The sequence below is a fragment of the Pseudomonas azerbaijanoccidentalis genome (assembly GCF_019145495.1).
Lineage (GTDB): Bacteria > Pseudomonadota > Gammaproteobacteria > Pseudomonadales > Pseudomonadaceae > Aquipseudomonas > Aquipseudomonas azerbaijanoccidentalis.
Window position 1 is genome coordinate 333,211 of record NZ_JAHSTU010000007.1, and the last position, 24,059, is coordinate 357,269.

Annotated in this window: 20 protein-coding genes; 14 read left to right on the forward strand and 6 right to left on the reverse strand. The window is 59.3% G+C overall.

Going from position 1 to position 24,059, the window contains the following annotated elements:
* Positions 1–217 precede the first annotated feature (217 nt).
* The 5 genes from KVG88_RS22795 to KVG88_RS22815 all read left to right on the forward strand — a co-directional run bounded on the left by KVG88_RS22795 (position 218) and on the right by KVG88_RS22815 (position 5,414).
* The gene (locus KVG88_RS22795) at positions 218–874 is read left to right on the forward strand and encodes an alpha/beta hydrolase (RefSeq protein WP_217872818.1); all 657 of its coding nucleotides are present in this window, start codon (positions 218–220) and stop codon (positions 872–874) included.
* Positions 875–973: 99 nt separating this feature from the next.
* The gene (rhlB, locus tag KVG88_RS22800; RefSeq protein ID WP_217872819.1) at positions 974–2,461 is read left to right on the forward strand and encodes an ATP-dependent RNA helicase RhlB; all 1,488 of its coding nucleotides are present in this window, start codon (positions 974–976) and stop codon (positions 2,459–2,461) included.
* A gap of 125 nt (positions 2,462–2,586) precedes the next feature.
* Positions 2,587–3,531: an ornithine cyclodeaminase family protein gene (locus KVG88_RS22805; protein ID WP_217872820.1), complete on the forward strand. Its 945-nt coding sequence runs from the start codon at positions 2,587–2,589 to the stop codon at positions 3,529–3,531.
* 21 nt (positions 3,532–3,552) lie between these two features.
* Entirely contained in the window at positions 3,553–4,680 is a 1,128-nt protein-coding gene (locus tag KVG88_RS22810; protein WP_217872821.1) for an NAD(P)/FAD-dependent oxidoreductase, read from the forward strand.
* Positions 4,681–4,772: 92 nt separating this feature from the next.
* The gene (locus KVG88_RS22815) at positions 4,773–5,414 is read left to right on the forward strand and encodes a helix-turn-helix transcriptional regulator (RefSeq protein ID WP_217872822.1); all 642 of its coding nucleotides are present in this window, start codon (positions 4,773–4,775) and stop codon (positions 5,412–5,414) included.
* 85 nt (positions 5,415–5,499) lie between these two features.
* On the opposite strand, the gene KVG88_RS22820 is transcribed toward KVG88_RS22815, so the two are convergent.
* From KVG88_RS22820 to KVG88_RS22845, 6 genes are all read right to left on the reverse strand, one after another.
* Positions 5,500–6,276: an ABC transporter substrate-binding protein gene (locus KVG88_RS22820; protein WP_217872823.1), complete on the reverse strand. Its 777-nt coding sequence runs from the start codon at positions 6,274–6,276 to the stop codon at positions 5,500–5,502.
* Between the two features lie 287 nt (positions 6,277–6,563).
* Entirely contained in the window at positions 6,564–7,016 is a 453-nt protein-coding gene (gene moaE / locus KVG88_RS22825; RefSeq protein WP_217872824.1) for a molybdopterin synthase catalytic subunit MoaE, read from the reverse strand.
* A gap of 3 nt (positions 7,017–7,019) precedes the next feature.
* Positions 7,020–7,262 carry a molybdopterin converting factor subunit 1 gene (gene moaD / locus KVG88_RS22830; RefSeq protein ID WP_150702912.1) on the reverse strand — a complete coding sequence of 81 codons (243 nt, stop codon included), beginning with the start codon at positions 7,260–7,262 and terminating at the stop codon, positions 7,020–7,022.
* Positions 7,259–7,732, reverse strand: coding sequence for a cyclic pyranopterin monophosphate synthase MoaC (moaC, locus tag KVG88_RS22835; RefSeq protein ID WP_150702913.1), 474 nt, complete (start codon positions 7,730–7,732; stop codon positions 7,259–7,261). Before moaC ends, moaD begins: the two co-directional genes overlap by 4 nt.
* A gap of 225 nt (positions 7,733–7,957) precedes the next feature.
* The gene (locus KVG88_RS22840) at positions 7,958–9,352 is read right to left on the reverse strand and encodes a PhoH family protein (RefSeq protein WP_075945585.1); all 1,395 of its coding nucleotides are present in this window, start codon (positions 9,350–9,352) and stop codon (positions 7,958–7,960) included.
* Positions 9,353–9,688: 336 nt separating this feature from the next.
* The gene (locus KVG88_RS22845; protein WP_150702914.1) at positions 9,689–10,813 is read right to left on the reverse strand and encodes a polysaccharide deacetylase family protein; all 1,125 of its coding nucleotides are present in this window, start codon (positions 10,811–10,813) and stop codon (positions 9,689–9,691) included.
* 307 nt (positions 10,814–11,120) lie between these two features.
* Between KVG88_RS22845 and yaaA the strand changes: the two genes are divergently transcribed.
* The 9 genes from yaaA to KVG88_RS22890 form a co-directional block, all read left to right on the forward strand.
* The gene (gene yaaA, locus KVG88_RS22850) at positions 11,121–11,900 is read left to right on the forward strand and encodes a peroxide stress protein YaaA (RefSeq protein WP_150702915.1); all 780 of its coding nucleotides are present in this window, start codon (positions 11,121–11,123) and stop codon (positions 11,898–11,900) included.
* An 809-nt stretch (positions 11,901–12,709) separates the two neighbouring features.
* A complete protein-coding gene (locus KVG88_RS22855; RefSeq protein ID WP_150702916.1) occupies positions 12,710–14,026 on the forward strand; it encodes a nucleotide sugar dehydrogenase in 1,317 nt (438 codons plus the stop codon).
* A 158-nt stretch (positions 14,027–14,184) separates the two neighbouring features.
* Positions 14,185–15,666 (forward strand): mannuronan synthase, encoded by a 1,482-nt coding sequence (gene alg8 / locus KVG88_RS22860; protein WP_412071273.1) that lies wholly within the window; start codon positions 14,185–14,187, stop codon positions 15,664–15,666.
* Between the two features lie 35 nt (positions 15,667–15,701).
* Positions 15,702–16,871 carry an alginate biosynthesis protein Alg44 gene (locus tag KVG88_RS22865; protein WP_217872825.1) on the forward strand — a complete coding sequence of 390 codons (1,170 nt, stop codon included), beginning with the start codon at positions 15,702–15,704 and terminating at the stop codon, positions 16,869–16,871.
* A 9-nt stretch (positions 16,872–16,880) separates the two neighbouring features.
* The gene (gene algK / locus KVG88_RS22870) at positions 16,881–18,392 is read left to right on the forward strand and encodes an alginate biosynthesis TPR repeat lipoprotein AlgK (RefSeq protein ID WP_224792375.1); all 1,512 of its coding nucleotides are present in this window, start codon (positions 16,881–16,883) and stop codon (positions 18,390–18,392) included.
* Positions 18,389–19,879 carry an alginate export family protein gene (locus KVG88_RS22875; protein WP_150702919.1) on the forward strand — a complete coding sequence of 497 codons (1,491 nt, stop codon included), beginning with the start codon at positions 18,389–18,391 and terminating at the stop codon, positions 19,877–19,879. The genes algK and KVG88_RS22875 overlap by 4 nt, the downstream gene beginning before the upstream one ends.
* Before the next feature lie 26 nt (positions 19,880–19,905).
* Positions 19,906–21,483 carry a mannuronan 5-epimerase AlgG gene (algG, locus tag KVG88_RS22880; protein ID WP_150702920.1) on the forward strand — a complete coding sequence of 526 codons (1,578 nt, stop codon included), beginning with the start codon at positions 19,906–19,908 and terminating at the stop codon, positions 21,481–21,483.
* Between the two features lie 10 nt (positions 21,484–21,493).
* Entirely contained in the window at positions 21,494–22,945 is a 1,452-nt protein-coding gene (locus KVG88_RS22885; protein WP_150702921.1) for an alginate O-acetyltransferase, read from the forward strand.
* A gap of 8 nt (positions 22,946–22,953) precedes the next feature.
* The coding region (locus tag KVG88_RS22890) for a mannuronate-specific alginate lyase (protein ID WP_217872826.1) at positions 22,954–24,059 on the forward strand (1,106 nt) is incomplete at its 3' end.

Genomic DNA, 24,059 nt, shown 5'->3' on the forward strand with positions numbered 1-24,059 from the left:
CCACTGCCAACAATGGCCTGATAGTGTTACCGACAGTTGTGGGATTTTTAGTACGCGCTTCCCTATAGCAAAGCCCGTACCACACCGGCCGCTCAAGCGGTTCAGCGACAGGTCAATAGCAAAACTTGTAACCTTGCGACATCTTCGTAACTGATCAACCAGCCGCGCACTCAGACCTCGCACTCTATGAGAGCGCCCGCACACATTTGGAGCAGACATGACCGAGCCCTTGATTCTTCAGCCCGTAAAGACCGCAGACGCCTGCGTGATCTGGCTGCACGGCCTGGGCGCCGACCGCTATGACTTTTTGCCGGTAGCCGAAGCCCTGCAGGAAACCCTGCTGACGACCCGCTTCGTTTTGCCTCAGGCACCGACCCGTGCTGTCACTATTAATGGTGGCTACGAGATGCCGAGCTGGTACGACATATTGGCCATGAGCCCGGCGCGTGCAATTAACCCGGAGCAACTGGAAGCGTCGGCGGATCGGGTCATCGAATTGGTCGAAGAGCAACGGGCCAGCGGAATAGACGCCTCGCGGATTTTCCTCGCCGGTTTTTCCCAAGGTGGCGCCGTGGTTTTTCACACTGCATTCCTGAAATGGCAGGGGCCACTCGGTGGCGTACTTGCCTTGTCTACTTATGCACCGACGTTCAGCGACACCCTCGAACTGTCGGCCAGCCAGCAACGCATTCCGGTGCTATCGATGCACGGCCAGTACGACGACGTGGTGCAAAACTCGATGGGCCGTACTGCCTACGAGCATTTGAAGCAGCGTGGTGTCACCGTGACATGGCAGGAATACCCAATGGGCCACGAAGTGTTACCCGAAGAGATCCGCGACATTGGCGTCTGGCTTGCCGAGCGCCTGCGCTAACCCTTTCATGCTTTAAAACGCCCTTTGATCCATCCCACTACGCCGCGCCCGATTCTTGCATTACACTGGCCGGCGTACATTCCTTAACCAATTGATGAGATGACCGTGCTCAAAGCACTCAAGAAAATGTTCGGTAAAAGCGAGACTGAGCAACTCGCGCCAGTCACCAGCGCTCCGTCTCACACGCCCAGCCACCGCACCGACGGTAATCAGCCTGGCCGGACCGCCCCTGTAGCGGCCCCCAAACACGAGAGCCGCGACGCTCCGGCTGCCCAGCCTGTTGTGCCAGCCGCCGCCGAGCAACCGCGCAGCGAAACACCGAAACCTGCCAAACCGCGCCGCGAACCCAAGCCCAAGGCGCCGGTCATCCCATGGAAACTCGAAGACTTCGTCGTCGAACCCCAGGAAGGCAAAACCCGTTTCCACGATTTCAAACTCGCCCCTGAACTGATGCATGCCATTCAGGACCTGGGCTTCCCGTATTGCACGCCGATCCAGGCGCAGGTGCTGGGTTTCACCCTCGCCGGCAAAGACGCCATCGGCCGCGCCCAGACCGGCACCGGCAAAACCGCCGCGTTCCTGATTTCGATCATCACCCAACTGCTGCAAACCCCGCCGCCGAAAGAGCGCTACATGGGGGAACCACGGGCATTGATCATCGCGCCGACCCGCGAGCTGGTGGTACAGATCGCCAAGGACGCCGCCGACCTGACCAAGTACACCGGCCTCAACGTCATGACGTTCGTCGGCGGCATGGACTTCGACAAGCAGCTCAAGCACCTCGAAGCCCGTCACTGCGACATCCTCGTCGCTACGCCGGGCCGCTTGCTGGACTTCAACCAGCGCGGCGACGTGCACCTGGACATGGTCGAAGTGATGGTGCTCGACGAGGCCGACCGCATGCTCGACATGGGCTTCATCCCGCAAGTGCGCCAGATCATTCGCCAGACGCCACCGAAGTCCGAGCGCCAGACGCTGCTGTTCTCCGCGACCTTCACCGAAGACGTGATGAACCTGGCCAAGCAATGGACCACCGACCCTGCCATCGTCGAAATCGAAGTCACCAACGTGGCCAGCGAAAACGTCGAGCAGCACATCTACGCGGTGGCCGGTGCCGACAAATACAAACTGCTCTACAACCTGGTCAACGACAACGGTTGGGAGCGGGTGATCGTGTTTGCCAACCGCAAGGACGAAGTGCGGCGCATCGAGGAACGCCTGGTGCGCGACGGCATCAACGCCGCGCAACTGTCCGGCGACGTGCCGCAGCACAAGCGTATCAAGACTCTGGAAGGCTTCCGCGAAGGCAAGATCCGTGTACTGGTCGCCACCGATGTGGCCGGTCGCGGTATCCACATCGACGGCATCAGCCATGTGATCAACTTCACCCTGCCTGAGGTTCCGGACGACTACGTGCACCGCATCGGCCGCACCGGGCGTGCTGGCGCTGACGGCGTGTCCATCAGCTTTGCCGGTGAAGACGACTCCTACCAGCTACCGTCCATCGAGGCGCTGCTGGGCAAGAAAATCAGCTGTGAAACCCCACCGACGCATCTGTTGCGGGCGGTTGAGCGCAAACGTCCGTAACGGACGAGTTGCAGAAAAAGGCGCAGCCGGAAACGGCCTGCGCTTTTTTTTCGTCTGGAGATTGCTCAACACAACTAAAAGTCCATAATGGACAAATTAGTTTACGCCCAACTCCGGAGCCGACCATGTCCAGTACGCCTCATGTGATCAACCAAGCCCAGGCTCGCGAGTTGCTGGCACAGGTCGACGTGCCGCAGATCCTGCGCAAACTGTTTCGCGACCTGGCCACCGGGCAAGCCGTGCAACCGGCTCAGCAGCTGGTGGAGTTTCCGCAAGGCGCGGGGGACTTCATCAACTATTTGGGCGTGCTGGCGCAAGACGGCGTTTACGGCGTGAAGACTTCGCCATACATCGTGCGCGAACAAGGGCCGCTGGTGACCGCGTGGACGCTGCTGATGTCGATGCAAACCGGTCAACCACTGCTTTTGTGTGATGCCGGCGAACTGACCACGGCGCGCACTGCCGCGACGACTGTCGTGGCGGTCGATGCACTGGCGCCTTTGAACGCGACTCGTCTGGGGATCATCGGCAGCGGCAAGGTGGCCCAGGCGCATCTGCATTACGCGAAAAACCTGCGGGACTGGCAGAGCATCAGCCTGTATTCGCCAAGCCTTTGTGAAGATGCGCAAACCGTCAGCCTGCTGAAAAACATCGAGCCACGCCTGAACATCGTTGATAGCCGCGAAGCCGCTGTTCAGGATGCCGACGTGATCATGCTGTGCACCTCGTCCGCCGGCCCGGTGATTGATCCGTCCAGCCTCAGCAAACCGGCGCTGATCACGTCCATCAGCACCAACGCCCCACGCGCCCACGAAGTGCCGCCGCAGAGCCTCAATGACATGCAGGTGTTCTGTGACTATCGCCTGACCACCCCGGGTTCGGCCGGTGAAATGCTGATCGCCGGTGAGCAGCACGGTTGGGACAAGAACGCGATTGTGGGCGACCTGGCGGATCTGCTCAGCGACAAAGTCCAGCGCCCTGCGTACGACCGCCATGTGTTCTTCCGCTCGATTGGCCTGGGCCTGGAAGACATAGCGCTGGCGAACGCAATCTACCGCCAACTACCCTAATCCCCCCTGCAGGAGACCTTCATGAGCCAGGCAGACTTCATCATCATCGGCGGCGGGATTGCCGGCGCTTCCACCGGTTTCTGGCTGTCGCAGCACGGGCGCGTGGTGGTGCTCGAACGTGAATCCCATCCGGCCTACCACTCCACCGGACGCTCCGCCGCACTGTACACCGCGGCCTACGGCACCCCGCAGGTTCGCGCCTTGACCCAGGCCAGCCGCGACTTTTTCGACGCGCCACCGAGCGGTTTCTGCGAACACCCATTGCTGACGCCGCGCGGCGAAATGACCGTGGACTTCACCGGTGATCCGGCCGAACTGAACAATCAATACCTGAGCGCAAAAGCCACGGTGCCGGAGATGCAGTTGCTCAGCGCCGAAGAAGCCTGTGCGCGCCTGCCAATCCTGCGCCGGGAAAAAGTCCACGGCGCGATCTACGACCCGACTGCCAGCGACATCGACACCGACGCCTTGCATCAGGGCTACCTGCGCGGCATCCGTCGCAACCAAGGCGAAGTGCACACCGATACCGAAGTGCTCGGCCTTAGCCGCGATGCTAGCGGTGCATGGCAGGTGCAAACCAACAGCCAAACCTTTAGCGCACCGATCATCATTAACGCCGCCGGCGCCTGGGCCGACAGGATCGGTGAATTGGCCGGCGCCCGACCACTGGGCCTGCAACCGAAACGCCGGGCCGCGTTCATCTTCGCCGGCCCCGAGGGCGTAGACATCCACCACTGGCCGATGCTGGTCAGCCTCGACGAATCCTTCTATATGAAACCTGACGCCGGGATGTTCCTCGGCTCCCCGGCCAACGCCGACCCGGTAGAACCTCACGATGTGCAGCCCGAAGAGCTGGACATCGCCATGGGCATCTACCAGATCGAAGAAGCCACCACCCTGACCATCCGCCGCCCGACCCGCACCTGGGCCGGCCTGCGCAGTTTTGTCAGCGATGGCGACTTGCTGTCCGGTTTCGATCCACAGGTGCCCGGGCTGTTCTGGGTCGCGGCTCAAGGCGGTTATGGCATCCAGACCTCACCGGCCATGGGCCAGGCCAGCGCTGCACTGGTACGTGGCGAGCCCCTGCCCGAGCCACTCACCCGCTTCGGTCTGAGCGCCGAAATGCTCTCCCCTGCCCGCCTGGGTTGATTGACCGCCTCAGGTGACGCGCCGACTCGATTACGGCACACTTTCAGAGCCCCGTACGGCGGGGCGCTGAAGCTGCCCCGGAGCACCACCGTATGAACGCCCCAGAAAAAGACCCGGCCCTGAACAACACGTCCCTGGATAATTTCCGGGCGATCGCCGATGCCATCGCCACGTTGTTCTTTCCCCATGCCGAGGTGGTGCTGCACGACCTGCGCACGCAAAAGGTCGACTACATCGCCAACAACCTGTCGAAGCGGGAAATCGGCGACGACTCGGCGCTGGAGGACATGCTCAGCGACGACGTCAGCGAACGAAACATCGGGCCGTACGAAAAGTTGAATTGGGATGGTCAGAAGATTCGCAGCCTGAGCACGGTGCTACGCGACAGCGAAGGTCATCCGCTGGCGGTGCTGTGCATCAATCTGAATATTTCGCTGTTCGAAAATGCCAAGGCTGCGCTGGACCTGTTCCTGTCGCCAACCAAGCTGATCCCGCAACCGGACTCACTGTTTCGCGATGACTGGCAAGAGCGGATCAACACCTTCCTCCACGCCTGGCTGCGCGAACGCCAACTAAGCCTGAACCTGCTGACCCGCGATCACAAACGCGAACTGGTGCTGGCGTTGCACGCCGAAGGTGCGTTCAAAGGCAAAAGCGCGTCGAACTACGTGGCCAATGTGCTGAACATGGGACGGGCGACGGTATACAAGCATTTGAAAGAATTGAAGGGCTGAAGATCAACAGATCGCAGCCTGCGGCAGCTCCAACATTGGATGCATTCCCCTGTAGGAGCTGCCGCAGGCTGCGATCTTTTATCGATCAATCGCCGTAGATATCCGACTTGAAATACTTCTCGGAAATCTTCTGATACTCACCATTCGCCCGAATACCATCAATGGCCGTATTCAACTGGCTGACCAACTCGCTGTTGCCCTTGCGCACCGCAATCCCCGCACCCTCGCCCACGTATTTCGGGTCTTTCAACTCCGGCCCGACAAACGCGTAACCCTTACCCCGCGGCATCGACAGGAAGTCATTCAGAGGAATGGTGTCGGCAAAAATCGCATCAAGGCGCCCTGCCGCCAGGTCCATGTAGATTTCTTCGTTGTTGCTGTAGCGCTTGACGTTGATGCCCTTGGGCTCGAACACCTCGGTAGCATAGCGGTCGGTAGTGGTGGCGCGCTGCACGCCGATGGTTTTGCCCTTGAGGCTGGCGTACTGATCGTCAACCACCGCGCCGTCTTTCATCACCAGTCGCGACGAAGTGAAATAGTACTTGTGGGTGAAGTCGACCGACTTTTTGCGGTCCTCGTTGATGGTCATTGACGAGAGCGCCATGTCGATCTTCTTCACTTTCAGCGAAGGAATCAGACCGTCGAACTCACCTTCAACCCACACACACTTGACCTGCATCTGCGCGCACAGGGCGTTGCCGATGTCGTAGTCGAAACCGACGATTTCACCTTTGTCGGTTTTCGAGGCAAACGGGGGATAGGCCGCTTCGATACCGATGCGCAGGGTTTTCTCGGCGGCGAACACAGTGCTGCACGCCAACAGGCTCAGGGCCAGACCGGTGATGAGGGGGAGTTTCTTCATGTTCGTTTTCTCGCGGTTGTTGTTGGTTTGGCAAGACAGAAGAAAAAGCTGAAGCGGGCGGAAGCCTTTTTTGTACTTATAATTCCATACTGGACTTTAATGTATTGATCGTCAATCGGGCAAAAGCAGCCCGTGCCGGCCAGTGGTCGGGTGGGGAATCACCAAGATTTTTAGTGGTGCAGATGACGCCATCGCCAGCAGGCTGGCTCCCACAAGGAGTTGCGATGTACACAACACCTGTGGGAGCTAGCCTGCTAGCGATGGCTGACTAAAGAACGCCGCAGGAATTACTGCTTCCAGCGATCCGCCGCCGCATGATCACTGTCGCGCCCTTCAACCCAGCGCGGCCCATCACTGGTGTTTTCTTTCTTCCAGAACGGCGCACGGGTTTTTAGGTAGTCCATCACAAAGGCGCAGGCGTCGAACGCCGCCTGACGGTGGGCACTGGCGGCGCCGACAAAGACGATCGGCTCACCCGGCTCCAGGGCACCGATGCGGTGCAACACATCCAGCTTGAGCAAGGGCCAGCGCTGCTCCGCTTCGATAGCGATCTTGCCGAGGGCCTTTTCAGTCATGCCTGGGTAATGTTCGAGGAACATCCCGGCCACATCGAGGCCGTCATTGAAGTCGCGAACGTAACCGACAAAACTCACCACTGCACCGACGCCGACGTTGGCATCGTGCATGGCGTTGACTTCGGCACCCGGATCAAACGCGGTGGACTGCACACGGATCGCCATGGCTCAGCCCCCGGTCACGGTTGGGAAAAACGCGACTTCATCGCCATCGCTGACAGGCTCGTCGAGCTGACAGAGGTCTTCGTTGCGCGCGCACATCAGATTCTGTTCGCTCAACACCTCAGCGCCGTCGCGCTGGGCCAACAACACCCGCACGTCGTCAACCGTGGCGAAGTTGCCCTCGACCTTCACCGAGTCCACGCCCAGCGCTTCCCGATAACGGGCGAAGAATTTCACGGTGATGTTCATGACGCGTCCGCCTGGAAATGCCCGCTCTTGCCGCCGACTTTTTCCAGCAGCCGCACGCTTTCGATGGTCATACCGCGGTCCACGGCTTTGCACATGTCGTAGATGGTCAACGCGGCGACGCTGGCGGCAGTCAATGCTTCCATTTCAACGCCTGTCTGCCCCGACAGCTTGCAGCGTGCCTCGATGCGCACGGTGTCGTCGCCTTGGGCACTGAGCTCGACTTTCACACCGGTCAGCATCAGCGGGTGGCACAGCGGAATCAGATCACTGGTTTTCTTCGCCGCCTGAATGCCGGCAATGCGCGCCACGGCAAACACATCCCCTTTGGGGTGACCGCCACTGACGATCATCTGTAGGGTTTCGGGGAGCATGCGCACCAGCGCTTGGGCCGTCGCTTCACGGAACGTCACGGCTTTTTCGGTGACGTCGACCATGTTGGCGCGACCTTGGGAATCGAGATGAGTCAGCACGGGATTACTCCTGATCAGGAGCGTCGATTGTAAACCTGTGGGTCAATTTTCCGCACGCCTGATTATCCGATCACCACAATCCCACCGTAGGCGCTGCCGAAGGCTGCGATCTTTGATCTTCGCTTTGAAAATCAAAAGATCGCAGCCTTCGGCAGCTCCTACAGGTTTTTGTGTTGGGCATAAAAAACCGGGCGGTTTTGAGGCCGCCCGGTTTTACTGATGCTCTTACAAATGCGATTCGGCGTATTCGGCCAGGATCGAACGTGGCACCCCTTGCAGGGTGATGTGCACCCCGTTCGGGAAGTCCTTGAAGCGTTCAGTGAGGTAGGTCAGCCCGGAACTGGTCGCGGACAGGTAAGGTGTGTCGATCTGTGCGAGGTTACCCAAGCACACCACTTTGGAACCGGCGCCGGCACGGGTGATGATGGTTTTCATCTGGTGCGGCGTCAGGTTCTGGCATTCGTCGATCAAAATCAGGCTTTGCTGGAAGCTGCGGCCCCGGATGTAGTTGAGGGATTTGAACTGCAACGGCACTTTGCTGAGGATGTAGTCGACGCTGCCATGGGTGCTTTCGTCGTCCATGTGCAAGGCTTCGAGGTTGTCGGTGATGGCGCCCAGCCACGGCTCCATTTTTTCCGCTTCGGTGCCGGGCAGGAAACCGATCTCCTGGTCCAGACCCTGTACGCTACGGGTGGCAATGATGCGGCGATAACGCTTGCTGACCATGGTCTGCTCGATGGCAGCGGCCAGCGCCAGAATGGTTTTACCGGAACCGGCGGCGCCGGACAGGTTGACCAGGTGAATGTCCGGATCAAGCAAGGCGTATAGCGCCAGGCTCTGATAAATGTCACGCGGCTTCAGGCCCCAGGCTTCCTGGTGCAGCAGTGGCTCCTGGTGCAGGTCCAGAATCAGCAGCTTGTCTTCTTCGATCTCCTTGATCCAGCCGACAAAACCTTGCTCATCAATAATGAACTCGTTGATGTGCACCGCTGGCAGGTTGTCGATCAGTTGCACCTGATGCCAGGTGCGGCCGTGGTCCTGACGGGTTTCGACCTTGCTCACACGGTCCCAGAAGGAGCCGGTCATGTTGTGATAACCATTGGGCAGCAACGACACGTCGTCGACCAGTTGGTCGGTGCTGTAGTCCTCGGCCGCGATTCCGCAAGCGCGGGCCTTGAGGCGCATGTTGATGTCTTTGGTAACCAGCACCACGGGCAGTTTTGGATCGCGTGCGTGCAGGTCGATCAACTGGTTGATGATGATGTTGTCGTTCAGGTGCTCGGGCAGAATGATGTTCGGCTCGGCACGCTTGCTCATCAGAATTGACAGCAAGCCCTTCGGCCCGCCCTTGCCCCGCTGGATCGGTACACCCTGCTCAACGTCCTCAGGTGAGGCATCGCCCAGGGTCTTGTCGATCAGCCGGATCGCCTGGCGGCATTCGGCAGCAACGCTATGATGCCCGCTCTTGAGCTTGTCCAGCTCTTCCAGCACGGTCATCGGGATCGCGACGTGGTGTTCTTCGAAGTTAAGCAGCGCGTTTGGATCGTGAATCAATACGTTGGTATCGAGTACATAAAGGATTGGCTGGTTGGAAGAAGAGCTACGTCCGTGATCATCCATACTCGGTCACCTTTGTGGGAGCCATTCGACGCAATACCTTGGCGGTGCTGCGCCTCGAAGTGACTGCCGAATACACCTGCGGGGACTCAAGTGTTCTGCGTACATGCGGGGTCTTGGAAGACGCCACCTGTGTTGCAGGTTTCGGCGGTCTGTCTTCGTAATACTCCAAAACACATGACAGAAAAAAGCACTTTGACGCTTTTTTGAAGTTTATTTTGCAGATTGACCAATAGCACTTGGCGGACTGCCATCATGCGTTTACAGTCGGAGATCAACCTGCAAAGAAATCCGTCGAAAAATCGACCCTCGCCCAATGTTTACGGGCTTTTGCCGTTTTCAGCGAAAGCCGTCCTGACAGTCCTCCCAACCGATCCCGCTTTGCGACGTTTGCGTCATCAGCCAAGGCAACGCCGTTTTCACCCCATCCTGCTTCACATTGAAATTGATCACGCCATGACGCCACAGCAGCATCAGGGTCAGCACCCGTTGCGCGCTCTGATTGGCCTTGAGCTTGCCTGCGCCGTCCTGGGCATCGATGTCCCATAGCGCCACCTGCAAACCCTGAGCCTTGAAGAAACCTTCGGCATCGGAGCGACGCTGGCCATCGGGCGGGCGAAACAGCGGCACAAAGTTTTCCGGCAGTTTGCCTTTGACCAGCTCGACGCTGCGCCGCACCGAATCCTGCCAGTCCTGCCAGTGGCTGTGGGAGCGAAACTCCCAGCCCTGCACACCGACGCACTGAGCCGAGTAAGTCGATTGCAGGTTGGCGACCGAGCGCTCCGTGAGGCGGGCCTGAATGTCCTTGCCGAGCACGAAGAACGTGCCGCTCATGTTGGCCTTGCGCAGGTACTCGCTGACCCACGCAGTGTTATCCGGCAGCGCATTCGCGGCGCTGTCGAACGTCAGCAAGAACAGTCGGTCGTGCATCGCTTGGCCATTGCGCTCAAAGTCGCCAAAACGATCGACTTCGCTGCTGGTCTGCGGGAACAGCGCAGCCTTGCGCAACTGCTCGTCCAGGTACTGGCTATGGAACAGACGGCTCGGTTCGGCCCAGCGGATGTAATAGCTGTCTTCGCTGATCTGGAACTTGGCGGCTTGTTCACGCAGGGTCGGCATGTCCTCGACCAGAAAACAGAAAGACGCATCCTGATCGCAGCTCTGCTGGGCAGCGTTGTAGTTGTCCAGCAAGCGTTGCCACATGCGCTGGCGAACACGGTTGACCGAATCCAGATTGATCGTGCGCAGGCCCAACCGCTGGGCAAGGCTCGCTTCATCGAGCGACTCGCTGGCCAGCAGCACGCGCGCGAACATGAGGATTTCGGCGCGTGAGGCGACGTCGAACAGCGTCGGGTTGCCGAGTTGTTCCGGCCAGGTGCTGCGATCAAGCGTCGCCACATCGCCCGGTGCCGCCAGGGCACCGAAGCTCAGCAGCCACGCCGTGAATAGAAGAACGATACGCAATGGGATGTCTCCATAACAAAACCCGCGCGGCACTATATCGCGGGAAGATCAAAAGATCGCAGCCTCGCGTTGCTCGACAGCTCCTACAGGGATTGAGATCCACCTGTAGGAGCTGTCGAGCAACGCGAGGCTGCGATCTTTTCGAATTCATCCCATTTTTTACGCCAACTCAGTCCTGTAGGAGCTGCCGAGCAACGCGAGGCTGCGATCTTGTCCCATGACACCACCGATCACCTATTACCCCTATAGCTGGAGTCAACACGAACAACCCCCTAGAATCGCCGCCACGATTAAAGGAGACGACTTCATGCTGATGGTGATTTCCCCCGCCAAGACCCTCGACTACGAAACACCGCCGGCGACGCAGCGCTTTACCCAGCCGCAGTACCTGGATCACTCACAGGAACTGATCATGCAGTTGCGCGACCTGACGCCGGCGCAGATCAGTGAGTTGATGCACGTCTCCGACAAGATTGGCGGGCTCAATGCCGCGCGTTTCGGCAGCTGGACGCCGGCCTTCACCCCGGAAAACGCCAAGCAGGCTCTGCTGGCGTTCAAGGGTGACGTGTACACCGGCCTGAATGCGCAAACCTTCAGCGAAGCCGATTTCGATTACGCCCAGCAACACCTGCGCATGCTGTCGGGCCTTTATGGCCTGCTGCGCCCACTGGACCTGATGCAACCGTATCGACTGGAAATGGGCACCAAACTGGCCAATGCCCGCGGCAAGGACCTGTACGCCTTCTGGGGCACGCGCATCAGTGAATGGCTGAATGAAGCCCTGGCCGACCAGGGTGACGACGTGCTGCTCAACCTCGCGTCCAATGAGTATTTCTCGGCGGTCAAACGCAACGCCCTGAACGCACGCATCATCAACACCGAGTTCAAGGACCTGAAAAACGGTCAGTACAAGATCATCAGTTTCTACGCGAAAAAGGCCCGGGGCATGATGAGCCGTTTCGTGATCGAGGAACGCATCAACGACCCGGCCGCCCTCAAACAGTTCGATGTGCAGGGCTATCGTTTCAGTGCCGAGCAGTCGAAACCGGACAGTCTGGTGTTCCTGCGCGATCATGCACCGGAGTGATGCAACAGGGCCGCGTACGAAGGTAAACCTCTCGTGCGCGGCCCATTGATCGTCCTACAATTCCCCCTTCAAATCGCCAGCCTTTTGGCGCCAAAAAACCATCGATCATTTTTCTAACTTTAGTTTCACTCGACTGCAATCATTTTTTTGCGTAGTGGCACTGACTTTTTTTAACAGTAGTGGCAAAAAAATATCCCTCCCGATGATTCGCCTATATATAAAGGGCGAAACGGCAAGTGCTATCAATATGAGAGCAGTGCCATCTTTCTCAATATTTCAAAAAATTTCAGATTTCGCGATGGGCGGACCGGAACTATGTCCAAATGCACCGCTCATACCACCGGTAACGATTCTCGCCGAACATGTACGAGATAACTTACGCAGAGAAGTGATTCATGTAGCGAAGTTGTAATACTAACTTGCGCTGATTAATCCCTGATTTGGGCAATACCGAACGGACAGGAGATAACGCATCAATACTATCCCCTACAAGGCCATGGCCGCGCCCCTATAAACGTGCTCACCCGAGCACCCAACCGCTTGATCTACGGGCCTTACGCCTGCGATTAAGCGCGCAGAACCAGTGCACGAACATTCTCTGAACAGAGGATCGGCTGCATAACAGGGCACGTCATAACAACAAGGCCTAGTTGCGCACACCTTGAGTGCACTTATTTAGACACTCGGAACTTATATGCCAGCACACGGCAATGTCGCGCCTGTAAGCCGCACTTCCGAGTGCACTATGACCGCTGAACACCATTAACTCCGGCCATCTAATGGCTTGATAAAACACAGAGGTAATTGCGATGCGCATCAGCATATTTGGTTTGGGTTACGTTGGCGCAGTATGTGCCGGTTGCCTGTCTGCACGAGGCCATGACGTCGTTGGCGTCGATGTGGCCAAAGACAAGATCGATATGATCAACGCCGGCAAATCGCCAATCGTTGAACCCGGCCTGGGCGAACTTCTGGCGCAAGGTATCCAGACCGGCCGCCTGCGTGGCACCACCAACTTCGCCGAGGCGATTCGCGACACCGACCTGTCGATGATCTGCGTCGGCACGCCGAGCAAGAAGAACGGCGACCTGGAACTGAACTACATCGAAGCCGTGTGCCGCGAAATCGGTTTTGTCCTGCGTGACAAATCCACTCGCCACACCATCGTGGTTCGCAGCACCGTGCTGCCGGGTACGGTCGCAAACGTTGTCATCCCGATTCTCGAAGATTGCTCCGGCAAGAAGGCCGGTGTTGATTTCGGCGTCGCCGTAAACCCTGAGTTCCTGCGCGAAAGCACCGCCATCGCCGACTACGACCTGCCGCCGATGACCGTCATCGGTGAGTTCGACAAAGCTTCGGGCGACGTTCTGCAATCGCTGTACGAAGAACTCGACGCGCCGATCATCCGCAAGGACATCGCCGTTGCCGAGATGATCAAGTACACCTGCAACGTCTGGCACGCCACCAAGGTGACCTTCGCCAACGAGATCGGCAACATCGCCAAGGCTGTCGGCGTCGATGGTCGTGAAGTGATGGACGTGGTCTGCCAGGACAAGACCCTCAACCTGTCCCAGTACTACATGCGCCCGGGCTTCGCCTTCGGCGGTTCGTGCCTGCCCAAAGACGTGCGTGCCCTGACCTACCGCGCAGGTTCGCTGGACGTGGAAGCGCCGCTGCTCAACTCGCTGATGCGCAGCAACGAATCCCAGGTGCAGAACGCCTTCGACATCGTTGAAAGCCACGACAAACGCAAAGTCGCCCTGCTGGGCCTGAGCTTCAAGGCCGGCACCGACGACCTGCGCGAAAGCCCGCTGGTTGACCTCGCGGAAATGCTGATCGGCAAGGGCTACGACCTGAGCATCTACGACAGCAACGTCGAGTACGCCCGTGTCCACGGTGCGAACAAAGATTACATCGAGTCGAAAATCCCTCACGTCTCATCCTTGCTCAACGCCGACTTCGACGACGTGATCAACAACTCCGACGTGATCATCCTGGGCAACCGTGACGAGAAATTCCGTGCCTTGGTGAAGGACGTCCCGCACGGCAAGCAAGTGATCGACCTGGTGGGCTTCATGTCCAAGGCGACCAACGCCACTGCCCGTACCGAAGGTATCTGCTGGTAACCACGGTTCCGTAGGAGCTGGCGAAGCCTGCGATCTTCTGGCGTCTTCACCGACGCCAGAGATCAAAAGATCGCAGCCTGCGGCAGCTCCTACGGGCTGCTTTCTACGCCTGCCTTAACCCATTCGGGCCTCGCCCGAGATCGAGACGGATGCAGATTATGCACAGGCTAAAGCACGGCCTACTTCAGGCCGCCGGTTGGCTGTTTTATCTAAGTTTACTGATGGGCATCGCCATGGCGTTGCCTGTGTCCACGTTCGACTCCGAGTCGAAGGACTTCATTTTCCTGATCGGTATCGTCGGTATCTGGCGCTATTCGATGGGCGCCACGCACTTCCTGCGCGGCATGCTGTTTCTGTACGTGGTCTACCCGCACCTGCGGCGCAAAGTGCGCAAGCTGGGTAAAGCGGCGGACCCGTCCCACGTGTTCCTGATGGTCACCAGTTTCCGTATCGATGCCCTGACCACCGCACAGGTCTACAGCTCGGTAATCCGTGAAGCGATCGACTGTGGCCTGCCGACCACCATGGTCTGCTCCATCGTCGAAATGTCCGATGAGCTGCTGGTGAAAAGCCTGTGGAAGCGGATGAATCCGCCATCACGCGTGAAGCTCGACTTCGTGCGCATTCCCGGCACCGGCAAACGCGATGGCCTGGCCTACGGCTTCCGCGCCATCTCCCGTCACTTGCCGGATGACCGCGCGGTGGTCGCCGTGATCGATGGCGACACCGTCCTCGGCGAAGGCGTCGTGCGCAAGACCGTGCCGTGGTTCCAGCTGTTCGGCAACGTCGGCGGCCTGACCACCAACGAGTTCTGCGAAGTGCGCGGCGGCTACATCATGAGCGAATGGCACAAGCTGCGTTTCGCCCAGCGTCACATCAACATGTGCTCGATGGCCTTGTCCAAGCGCGTACTGACCATGACCGGGCGCATGTCGGTGTTCCGTGCCACCGTGGTCACCAACCCGGAATTCATCGCCGACGTGGAAAGCGACTCGCTGCAACACTGGCGCCTGGGTCGTTTCAAGTTCCTGACCGGCGACGACAAATCGAGCTGGTTCAGCCTGATGCGCCTGGGTTACGACACGTTCTACGTGCCTGATGCCGCGATCAACACTGTCGAGCATCCACCGGAAAAGAGCTTCATCAAGGCCAGTCGCAAACTGATGTTCCGCTGGTACGGCAACAACCTGCGGCAGAACTCGCGTGCACTGGGCCTGGGCGTGAAACGCCTTGGCGCCTTCACCTCGGTGGTGCTGTTCGATCAGCGCGTCTCGATGTGGACCTCGCTGCTGGGCCTGACTGTCGCGATCATCGCCAGCTTCAAGTACGGCACCGCGTTCATCCTCGTGTACCTGCTGTGGATCGGCATCACCCGCCTGATCCTGACCCTGCTGCTGTCCTGCTCGGGTCACCGGATCGGCCCGGCCTACCCGGCGATTCTCTATTACAACCAGATCGTCGGCGCGCTGGTGAAGATCTACGTGTTCTTCCGCCTCGACCAACAATCCTGGACTCGCCAACCCACTTCCCTGACCCGTGATCTCGCCAGCTTTCAACGTTGGTTCAACACCTGGTCGTCTCGGACCATGACCTTCTCCGCCGGCAGCATTTTTGTCGCCGTGCTGCTGATGATGGTCTGACCCGCCCCTATTGAATTAACAAGGAAATCGCCCCTATGAATACCGCCGTCAACGCCAACGTAGTCCATGAATCCGAAGCCCAGCGTCAACACGCCCGAGTAAAAATCCCGGCCAAGCTGCGTTTCTTCGGTCCCGACCGCACGCCGGTCGAAGCCCGGGTCATCGACCTGTCGGCCGGTGGCCTGGCGTTCAACGCCGGTCAGTTGCCGCTCAAAGAGGGCGATGTGTACAAGGCTCGCCTGCAATTCGTGATCGACAACCTTGGCCTGGCCATGGACGTCGAACTGCAGGTGCGCTCGTTCGATCGCCAGACCGGCCGCGCCGGTTGCCAGTTCCAGAACCTGGAACCACAAGACATCTCGACCCTGCGCCACCTGATCACTTCGCACCTGGCCGGCGACCTCGTCAGCATTGGTGAAATGTTGGCGACGCTGCAGCGCGATAACTTCACCAAGGCGCGCAAGAACAAGGACGGCGGCCACGGCATGAGCGCGTTCGGTCGCATGAAAGCCGTGACCTTCAGCATCGGTATTTTCATCGTTGGCCTGGCGGCCTTCGGTTTCATCTTCAAGTCGGTGTACGGCATGTACTTCGTCAGCCACGCCCAGGCCGGTCTGGTCAGCGTGCCGGGCGTGAACATCACCATGCCCCGTGATGGCACCGTCCAGAGCCTGGTGAAAGGCGACGGCGTGGCCGCCAAAGGCGCACCGCTGGCGACGTTCAGCACCAGCATGCTCGACGTGCTCAAGGGTCACCTGGAAGACGATCAACTGTCGCCTGCCAAAGTTGAAGAACTGTTCGGCAAGCAAATGACCGGCACCCTGACCTCGCCGTGCGATTGCACCGTGGCCCAGCAAATGGTCGCCAACGGTCAGTACGCCAGCAAGGGCGACGTGATCTTCCAACTGGTGCCGCGCAACACCGAAGCCAACGTTGAAGCGCGCTTCTCCTATCGCCAGTTCGGCGACGTGCTGCCAGGCACCGCCGTGCGCTTCCAGATCGCCGGTGAAGACAAAACCCGCACCGGCAAAATCGTCAACAGCACCAGCCTGAAAAGCGCCGACCTGTCTTCCGACATCCGCGTGCTGATCCAGCCTGACGAAGCCCTGGACAGCACCCTCGCCGGTCGTCCGGTGGAAGTGAACAGCGACCGCGGTCCGAACCTGAACTGGCTGATCGACAAAGCCATGGCTGCTGGTCTGTAACCGGAGGACATGCCCGTGACGATCATCCGTCTTCTGAGAACACCGAGATCCCTGTGGGAGCTGGCTTGCCAGCGATTGGATCACTGCGGTGTTACTGACAAACCGCGTCAAGCGAATCGCTGGCAAGCCAGCTCCCACAGTGGATTGGTGGTGTGCTCGCTGGCATTGGCGGTGAGCCTCGCCGGTTGCGCCGGCCTGCCCGACCAGCGTCTGGCCAACGAAGCGCTCAAGCGTGGCGACACCGCCACTGCCGCGGCGAACTACCAGCAACTGGCTAACCTGGGTTACAGCGAAGCCCAGGTGGGTCTGGCCGACATTCAGGTCGACAGCCGTGACCCGGCGCAAATGAAACAGGCCGAGGCGACTTACCGCGCCGCCGCCAGTGTTTCGCCACGCGCCCAGGCACGCCTCGGTCGACTGTTGGTGGCCAAGCCCGGCTCCACCGAAGCCGAGCAGCACGAAGCCGAAACCCTGCTGAAAAAAGCTGCCGCCGCAGGCGAAGGCAACACGCTGATCCCGTTGGCGATGCTGTACCTGCAATACCCGCACAGCTTCCCCAACGTCGACGCACAGAAACAGATCAGCCAATGGCGCGCCGAAGGCAAACCGGAAGCGGGCCTGGCGCAAGTGCTGCTGTATCGCACCCAAGGCACCTACGACCAGCACCTGGACGATGTGGAAAAGATCTGCAAAGCCGCGATCAACACCACCGACATCTGCTACGTCGAACTGGCCACGGTCTATCAGAAGAAAGCCCAGCCTGAACAACAGGCCGAGCTGATCAAGCAGATGCAGGCCGGTCATGCTCGCGGCACGGTGTCCGCTCAGCGTGTGGACAGCGTCGCCCGCGTCCTGGCGGATCCGACCCTCGGCACGCCTGACGAAAAGACTGCACAGTCGCTGCTCGAACCGATCGCCCCGGGCTATCCGGCGTCGTGGGTGACACTCGCGCAACTGCTCTACGACTTCCCCGAACTGGGCGACGTCGACCAGATGATGAAGTACCTGGACAACGGCCGCGCCGCCGATCAACCGCGCGCCGAGCTGTTGCTGGGCAAGCTCTACTACGAAGGCAAGATGGTCCCGGCTGACGCCAAGGTCGCCGAAGAACACTTCCAGAAAGCCGTCGGCCGCGAAGTCGCCGCCGATTACTACCTCGGCCAGATCTACCGCCGGGGTTACCTGGGCAAGGTCTATCCGCAGAAGGCCCTGGATCATCTGCTGACCGCTGCTCGAAACGGTCAGAACAGCGCCGACTTCGCCATCGCCCAACTGTTCTCCCAAGGCAAAGGCACCAAGCCTGACCCACTCAATGCCTACGTCTTCAGCCAACTGGCCAAGACCCAGAACACCCCGCAAGCCACCGAGCTTGCACAAACACTCGAAGCTCAACTGCCGCCTGCGCAGCTGGCCGAAGCCCAACGCCTGTTGAAACAGGAACAGGCCGTACGCGGCAACTTGAGCCAGAACACGCTGCCACTGCATGCCCTGCAAGAAGAAGATGGCGAGGAATCCCTATGAAATTGAATCCATTCATGAAGGCCGGTATCGGCCTCACCTTCGCACTGATCTGGTCTTGCCCGACACTCGCGGCGATGACGGAAGAAACCAAGAATTTCGGCCTGGACGTGAAAATCACCGGCCAATCCGAAGACGACCGTGACCTCGGCACCCAGGGCGGCGGCGACGTCAACGGCGTCGGCCTCGACCTGCGCCCGTGGGTCTATGGTGAAAGCGGTGCATGGAGCGGCTATGCGATGGGTCAGGCGGTGACGTCCACCGACATCATCGAGACCGACACCCTGCAGCAAGCTGGAAGCGACGGCACACAGAACACCGAAAACGATGACCGCAAGACCAAGAAGAACTACCTGGCGATGCGTGAATTCTGGGTCGGCTACAGCGGCTTCACGCCTTACCCTGGCGAGATATTGAAGTTCGGTCGTCAGCGCCTGCACAACGACGACGGTCAATGGCGCGATACCAACATCGAAGCCCTGAACTGGAGCTTCGACACCACCCTGCTGCGCGCCAACGTCGGTATCGCCGAACGCTTCAGCGAGTACCGTACCGACCTGAAAGAGCTGGCCCCCGAAGACAAGGATCGCCTGCACGCTTTCGCCGATGCCGAGTATCAGTGGACCCCGGGTCACTGGGCCGGTATTCGCGGTCATCACACCCACGATGACGGCAAGCTCGACTATGCCGAGCCCGGCGTTCCTGCCGATACGCTGGACAAGAAACAAAACGGCGACATCAGCTGGCTAGGCCTGCAGGCCAACAGCGACGCCTACAACTGGCGCAATACCAACACGGTCAATTACTGGGGCAGCATCACCGGCATGAGCGGCGACCGCGATACGGTCAACCCATTGAATGCTGATGGCACCGCACCCGCCGAAGCCAAGCGCAGCGGCGATGTAGACGGTTGGGCCACTGACCTCGGTGTGCGCTTGCGCCTCGATCCGCAATGGCAAGTGGGTGCAGCCTATGCCCGTGCCAGCGAAGACTACGAACAGAACGGCCTGGAAAGCAACCGCTCGAACTACACCGGTACCCGCTCGCGCGTGCACCGTTTCGGCGAAGCGTTCCGTGGCGAAATGAACAACATGCAATCGGCCACCCTGTTCGGTTCGTGGATGCTCAACGACGAATACGACGCCAGCCTGATCTACCACAAATTCTGGCGCGTCGACGGCAACAAACCGGTCGGCAGCAACGGCATCGACGCCGTGCAGAACAACACCGACGACGTCACCGGCGCGATCCTTTCCAGCACCTCCCTGCCACTGAACGATGGTGAAAAAGACCTCGGTCAGGAGATGGATCTGGTGGTCACCAAGTACTTCAAGCAAGGCCTGTTGCCGGCCGCGTTGAGCCAGAAGATCGATGAACCTTCGGCCCTGGTGCGTTTCCGTGGCGGTGTGTTCAAGCCGGGTGATGCGTATGGCAAGGAAGTCGACTCGTACATGCACCGCGCATTCATCGACGTGATCTGGCGCTTCTGATGCACATTGCGAAGGGAGTCTCCCAGATGAATCATCCAGCCCGAAAAGGCTCGATCAGCCTGTTGGCCGGCGCGATGCTGCTGGCCAGTGCGACGGCCTTCGCCAATGTGGAGCCGGCGGCAAAGCCGGCGACCGTGGCCAAGGAACTGCAACAGGCCAAGACCTACACCGTCAGCAGCGCACCAACTGCGCCACTGGAACTGGCCACGCCGAAACTGCCGGACGTTTCCGGCTACACCGCCGAGGCCATTGCCGCGAAAATCGTGCGCAGCAAACCGGGCAAGATCAGCGTGCGCCGGATGATGCAGGAAGACGCCCTGAAGGACTTCATCGGTGGCGATAACAAGATGGCCGAATGGGTGGTGCGTCAGCACGGCATCCCGCAGGCAATCTTCGTCGACGACGGCTACATGAACCTCAAGGACCTGGCGAAGAAGCTGCCCAAGCAGTATTTCAGCGAAACGTCGCCGGGCGTGTACCTGGCCAAATTGCCGATCGTGGTCGGCCGTCACGGCATCCTCGAAATCGACAAGCAGACCCAGGAACTGCGTCTGTCCCAAGAGGCCGGTTCGTTCATGGTCAACGACGGCCAGCTGTTTGTGCGCGACACCAAAATCACCGGTTGGCGCGAGAAGGATAACGGCCCGGCGACGTTCAAATCGCCCAAGGAATTCCGTCCGTTCCTGCTGGCCTGGGGTGGCACCGAGACCTACATTGCCAACAGCAAGATGGCCAGTTTCGGCTACGCCAACAGTAAGTCCTACGGTGTGAGTATTTCCCAGTACACGCCGAACATGGCCAAAGTGCTCAAGCGTCCCGAGCCGACTGGCTGGATCGTCGGTTCCGAGTTCTCGGACATGTGGTACGGCTTCTACTGCTACGAAACCAGCAACTTCGTGGTCAAGGGCAACACCTACAAAGACAACATCGTCTACGGCATCGACCCGCACGACCGTTCCCATGGCCTGATCATTGCTGACAACACGGTGTACGGAACCAAGAAGAAGCACGGGATCATCATTTCCCGTGAGGTCAACGACAGCTTCATCTTCAACAACCGCAGCTACGACAACAAGTTGTCGGGCCTGGTGATCGACCGTAACAGCGTCAACAACCTGATCGCTCACAACGAGATCTACCAGAACCACACCGACGGCATCACCCTCTACGAGAGTGCCGACAATTTGCTGTGGGGCAACAAAGTCGTCAGCAACCGCCGCCACGGCATCCGCATTCGTAACAGCGTGAACATTCGCCTGTACGAAAACATCGCCATGGCCAACGGCTTGACCGGCGTCTACGGCCACATCAAAGACCTGACCAACACCGACCGTGACATCAAGCTCGACCCGTTCGACGCCCAGGTGTCGCTGATCGTGGTGGGCGGTGAACTGGCGGCCAACGGCAGCGGCCCGCTGTCCATCGACTCGCCGTTGAGCGTCGAGCTGTATCGCGTGTCCATGCTCGCACCCACCAAATCCAGTGGCATCAGCTTCTCGGGGATTCTCGGCGAGCGCCAGGATGAAATTCTCGACCTGCTGGTGCGCCAGCAGAAAGCCGTGCTGATCGACCCTGTCGAACGCCAGACCGAAATGCAGGACTGAGGATAATTTTATGCACCCACACTTGATCAAATTACTCAGCCTGTCGGCCCTGACCGCTGGCATTCTCGCGGCCAGCGGTGGTGTTCGCGCCGATGAAGTGCAAGCGCCGAAATTCAGCGCCGAACCCTGCTGCAGTCTGTGCCCGGCGGCTCACGACGCGAAGAACTACACCACGCGTTATCAGCAGAATTTCACCACGCTGGTGCAAGCCCAGGGCGACTGGCTGTTCCGGACGCAAGAAGATTTGCGCACTGAGTTCGACACCACGCCTGCCGGCTACAAACGCATGAAGCAACTGCACGATGCGTTCAAGAGCAAAGGCGTGGAACTGGTTGTGGTCTATCAACCGACCCGTGGCCTGGTGAACCGCAACAAGCTCAATCCGGCCGAGAAAGCCAGCTTCGATTTCGACAAGGCGCTGCGCAACTACAAGACCATGCTCGGCCGTTTCGCGCAGATGGGCTACGTGGTGCCGGACCTGTCGCCACTGACCAACGAGCAACTGCCAGACACCCTGCCCGCTCACGATTTCTACTTCCGTGGGGACCAGCACTGGACGCCGTATGGCGCCCAGCGCACGGCAAAAATCGTCGCCGAAAAGGTCAAGCAGATCCCGGCCTTCGCCGACATTCCCAAGCGTGAATTCGAGACCCATAAGTCGGGTCGCATGGGTAAGACCGGAACATTGCACAACATGGCCGGTCAACTCTGTGGCACCAGCTACGCGATCCAGTACATGGATCAATTCACCACCGAGCCAAAAGGTGAAGCAGGCGATGGCGATCTGTTCGGCGATTCCGGCAATCCGGAGATCACCCTGGTCGGCACCAGCCACAGTGGCAAGAACTATAACTTCGCCGGTTTCCTCCAGGAGGCCATCGGCGCCGACATTCTCAACGTGGCGTTCCCCGGCGGTGGCCTGGAAGGTTCGATGCTGCAGTACCTGGGCAGCGACGAGTTCCAGAAGAACCCGCCGAAAATTCTCATCTGGGAATTCTCGCCGCTCTATCGCCTCGACCAGGAAACCATCTACCGCCAGATGATGGCGCTGCTGGACAACGGTTGCGAAGGCAAGGATGCACAGATGTCGGGGAGCACCACCCTGAAGCCGGGCAAAAACGAATTGATGGTCAACAGCAAAAACCTCGACCTGCGTAACAGCAGTCACCAGGTCGACATCCGCTTCGCCGACACCTCGGTGAAAACCCTGCAAGCCACCCTCTGGTACATGAACGGTCGCCACGAGGACATCAAGATCGACAAACCGGAAACCTCCGACACTGACGGGCGTTTCGCCTTCGAGTTGCGCACGGACGAAGACTGGGCCTCGCAGAACCTGCTGGCCGTCGAAATCCAGGGTCCTGAAAAAACGGATGCCGCGCCACAGAAAGTCGAAGCGAAAATCTGCAAACGCAACGTATTCCCGGGCGCTGAACAACGTACCGCTTCAGCCGGGCAATGAGGTCTGCTATGCGCAATCCGAAACTTTCAACACTGTTGGCACCGACGCTTCTGAGCCTGGCGATGTTTGCCGGCGCGACGCAAGCGGCTGCGCCCCTGCGTCCGCCCCAGGGCTATTTTGCGCCGATCGAGAAAGTCAAAACCGGCGACAAGAGCGAAGGCTGCGAGGCAATGCCGGCGCCGTACACCGGCTCGCTGCAATTTCGCAGCAAGTACGAAGGCTCGGACAAAGCCCGTTCGACCCTGAACGTGCAGTCGGAAAAAGCCTTTCGCGACAGCACCGCCGATATCACCAAGATCGAGCGCGGCACCAGCAAGCGGGTGATGCAGTTCATGCGTGACGGGCGTCCGGAGCAACTGGAATGCACGCTCAACTGGTTGACGGCATGGGCCAAGGCCGATGCGTTGATGTCCAAGGATTTCAACCACACCGGCAAGTCGATGCGCAAATGGGCGCTGGGCAGCATGGCGTCCTCGTACATTCGCCTGAAGTTTTCCGACTCGCATCCGCTGGCCAACCATCAGCAAGAGTCGCAGCTGATTGAAGCCTGGTTCAGCAAGATGGCGGACCAAGTGGTCAGCGATTGGGACAACCTGCCGCTGGAAAAAACCAACAACCACTCGTACTGGGCCGCCTGGTCGGTGATGGCAACGTCTGTCGCCACCAACCGTCGTGATCTGTTCGACTGGGCTGTGAAGGAATTCAAGGTCGGCGCCAATCAGGTTGATGCCCAGGGCTTTTTGCCCAACGAACTCAAGCGTCAGCAACGCGCCTTGGCCTACCACAACTATGCCCTGCCGCCACTGGCGATGATCGCCAGTTTCGCCCAGGTCAACGGTGTGGATCTGCGCCAGGAAAACAACGGCGCCTTGAAACGGCTGGGTGATCGCGTGCTCGCCGGGGTGAAAGATCCGGATGAGTTCGAAGAGAAGAACGGCAAGGAACAGGACATGACCGACCTCAAGGTCGACTCGAAATTCGCCTGGCTCGAACCGTTCTGCTCGCTCTACACCTGTGCGCCGGATGTGCTGGAGAAGAAGCATGACATGCAACCGTTCAAGACCTTCCGCCTCGGCGGCGACCTGACCAAGGTCTACGACCCGGCCAATGAAAA

Coding starts and splice junctions, on each gene's coding strand:
- KVG88_RS22795 (WP_217872818.1), top strand. CDS start 218: ATGACCGAGCCCTTGATTCTTCAGCCCGTAAAGACCGCAGACGCCTGC.
- rhlB (WP_217872819.1), top strand. CDS start 974: ATGACCGTGCTCAAAGCACTCAAGAAAATGTTCGGTAAAAGCGAGACT.
- KVG88_RS22805 (WP_217872820.1), top strand. CDS start 2,587: ATGTCCAGTACGCCTCATGTGATCAACCAAGCCCAGGCTCGCGAGTTG.
- KVG88_RS22810 (WP_217872821.1), top strand. CDS start 3,553: ATGAGCCAGGCAGACTTCATCATCATCGGCGGCGGGATTGCCGGCGCT.
- KVG88_RS22815 (WP_217872822.1), top strand. CDS start 4,773: ATGAACGCCCCAGAAAAAGACCCGGCCCTGAACAACACGTCCCTGGAT.
- KVG88_RS22820 (WP_217872823.1), bottom strand. CDS start 6,276: ATGAAGAAACTCCCCCTCATCACCGGTCTGGCCCTGAGCCTGTTGGCG.
- moaE (WP_217872824.1), bottom strand. CDS start 7,016: ATGGCGATCCGTGTGCAGTCCACCGCGTTTGATCCGGGTGCCGAAGTC.
- moaD (WP_150702912.1), bottom strand. CDS start 7,262: ATGAACATCACCGTGAAATTCTTCGCCCGTTATCGGGAAGCGCTGGGC.
- KVG88_RS22840 (WP_075945585.1), bottom strand. CDS start 9,352: ATGGATGATCACGGACGTAGCTCTTCTTCCAACCAGCCAATCCTTTAT.
- yaaA (WP_150702915.1), top strand. CDS start 11,121: ATGCTGATGGTGATTTCCCCCGCCAAGACCCTCGACTACGAAACACCG.
- KVG88_RS22855 (WP_150702916.1), top strand. CDS start 12,710: ATGCGCATCAGCATATTTGGTTTGGGTTACGTTGGCGCAGTATGTGCC.
- alg8 (WP_412071273.1), top strand. CDS start 14,185: ATGCACAGGCTAAAGCACGGCCTACTTCAGGCCGCCGGTTGGCTGTTT.
- KVG88_RS22865 (WP_217872825.1), top strand. CDS start 15,702: ATGAATACCGCCGTCAACGCCAACGTAGTCCATGAATCCGAAGCCCAG.
- algK (WP_224792375.1), top strand. CDS start 16,881: ATGCCCGTGACGATCATCCGTCTTCTGAGAACACCGAGATCCCTGTGG.
- KVG88_RS22875 (WP_150702919.1), top strand. CDS start 18,389: ATGAAATTGAATCCATTCATGAAGGCCGGTATCGGCCTCACCTTCGCA.
- algG (WP_150702920.1), top strand. CDS start 19,906: ATGAATCATCCAGCCCGAAAAGGCTCGATCAGCCTGTTGGCCGGCGCG.
- KVG88_RS22885 (WP_150702921.1), top strand. CDS start 21,494: ATGCACCCACACTTGATCAAATTACTCAGCCTGTCGGCCCTGACCGCT.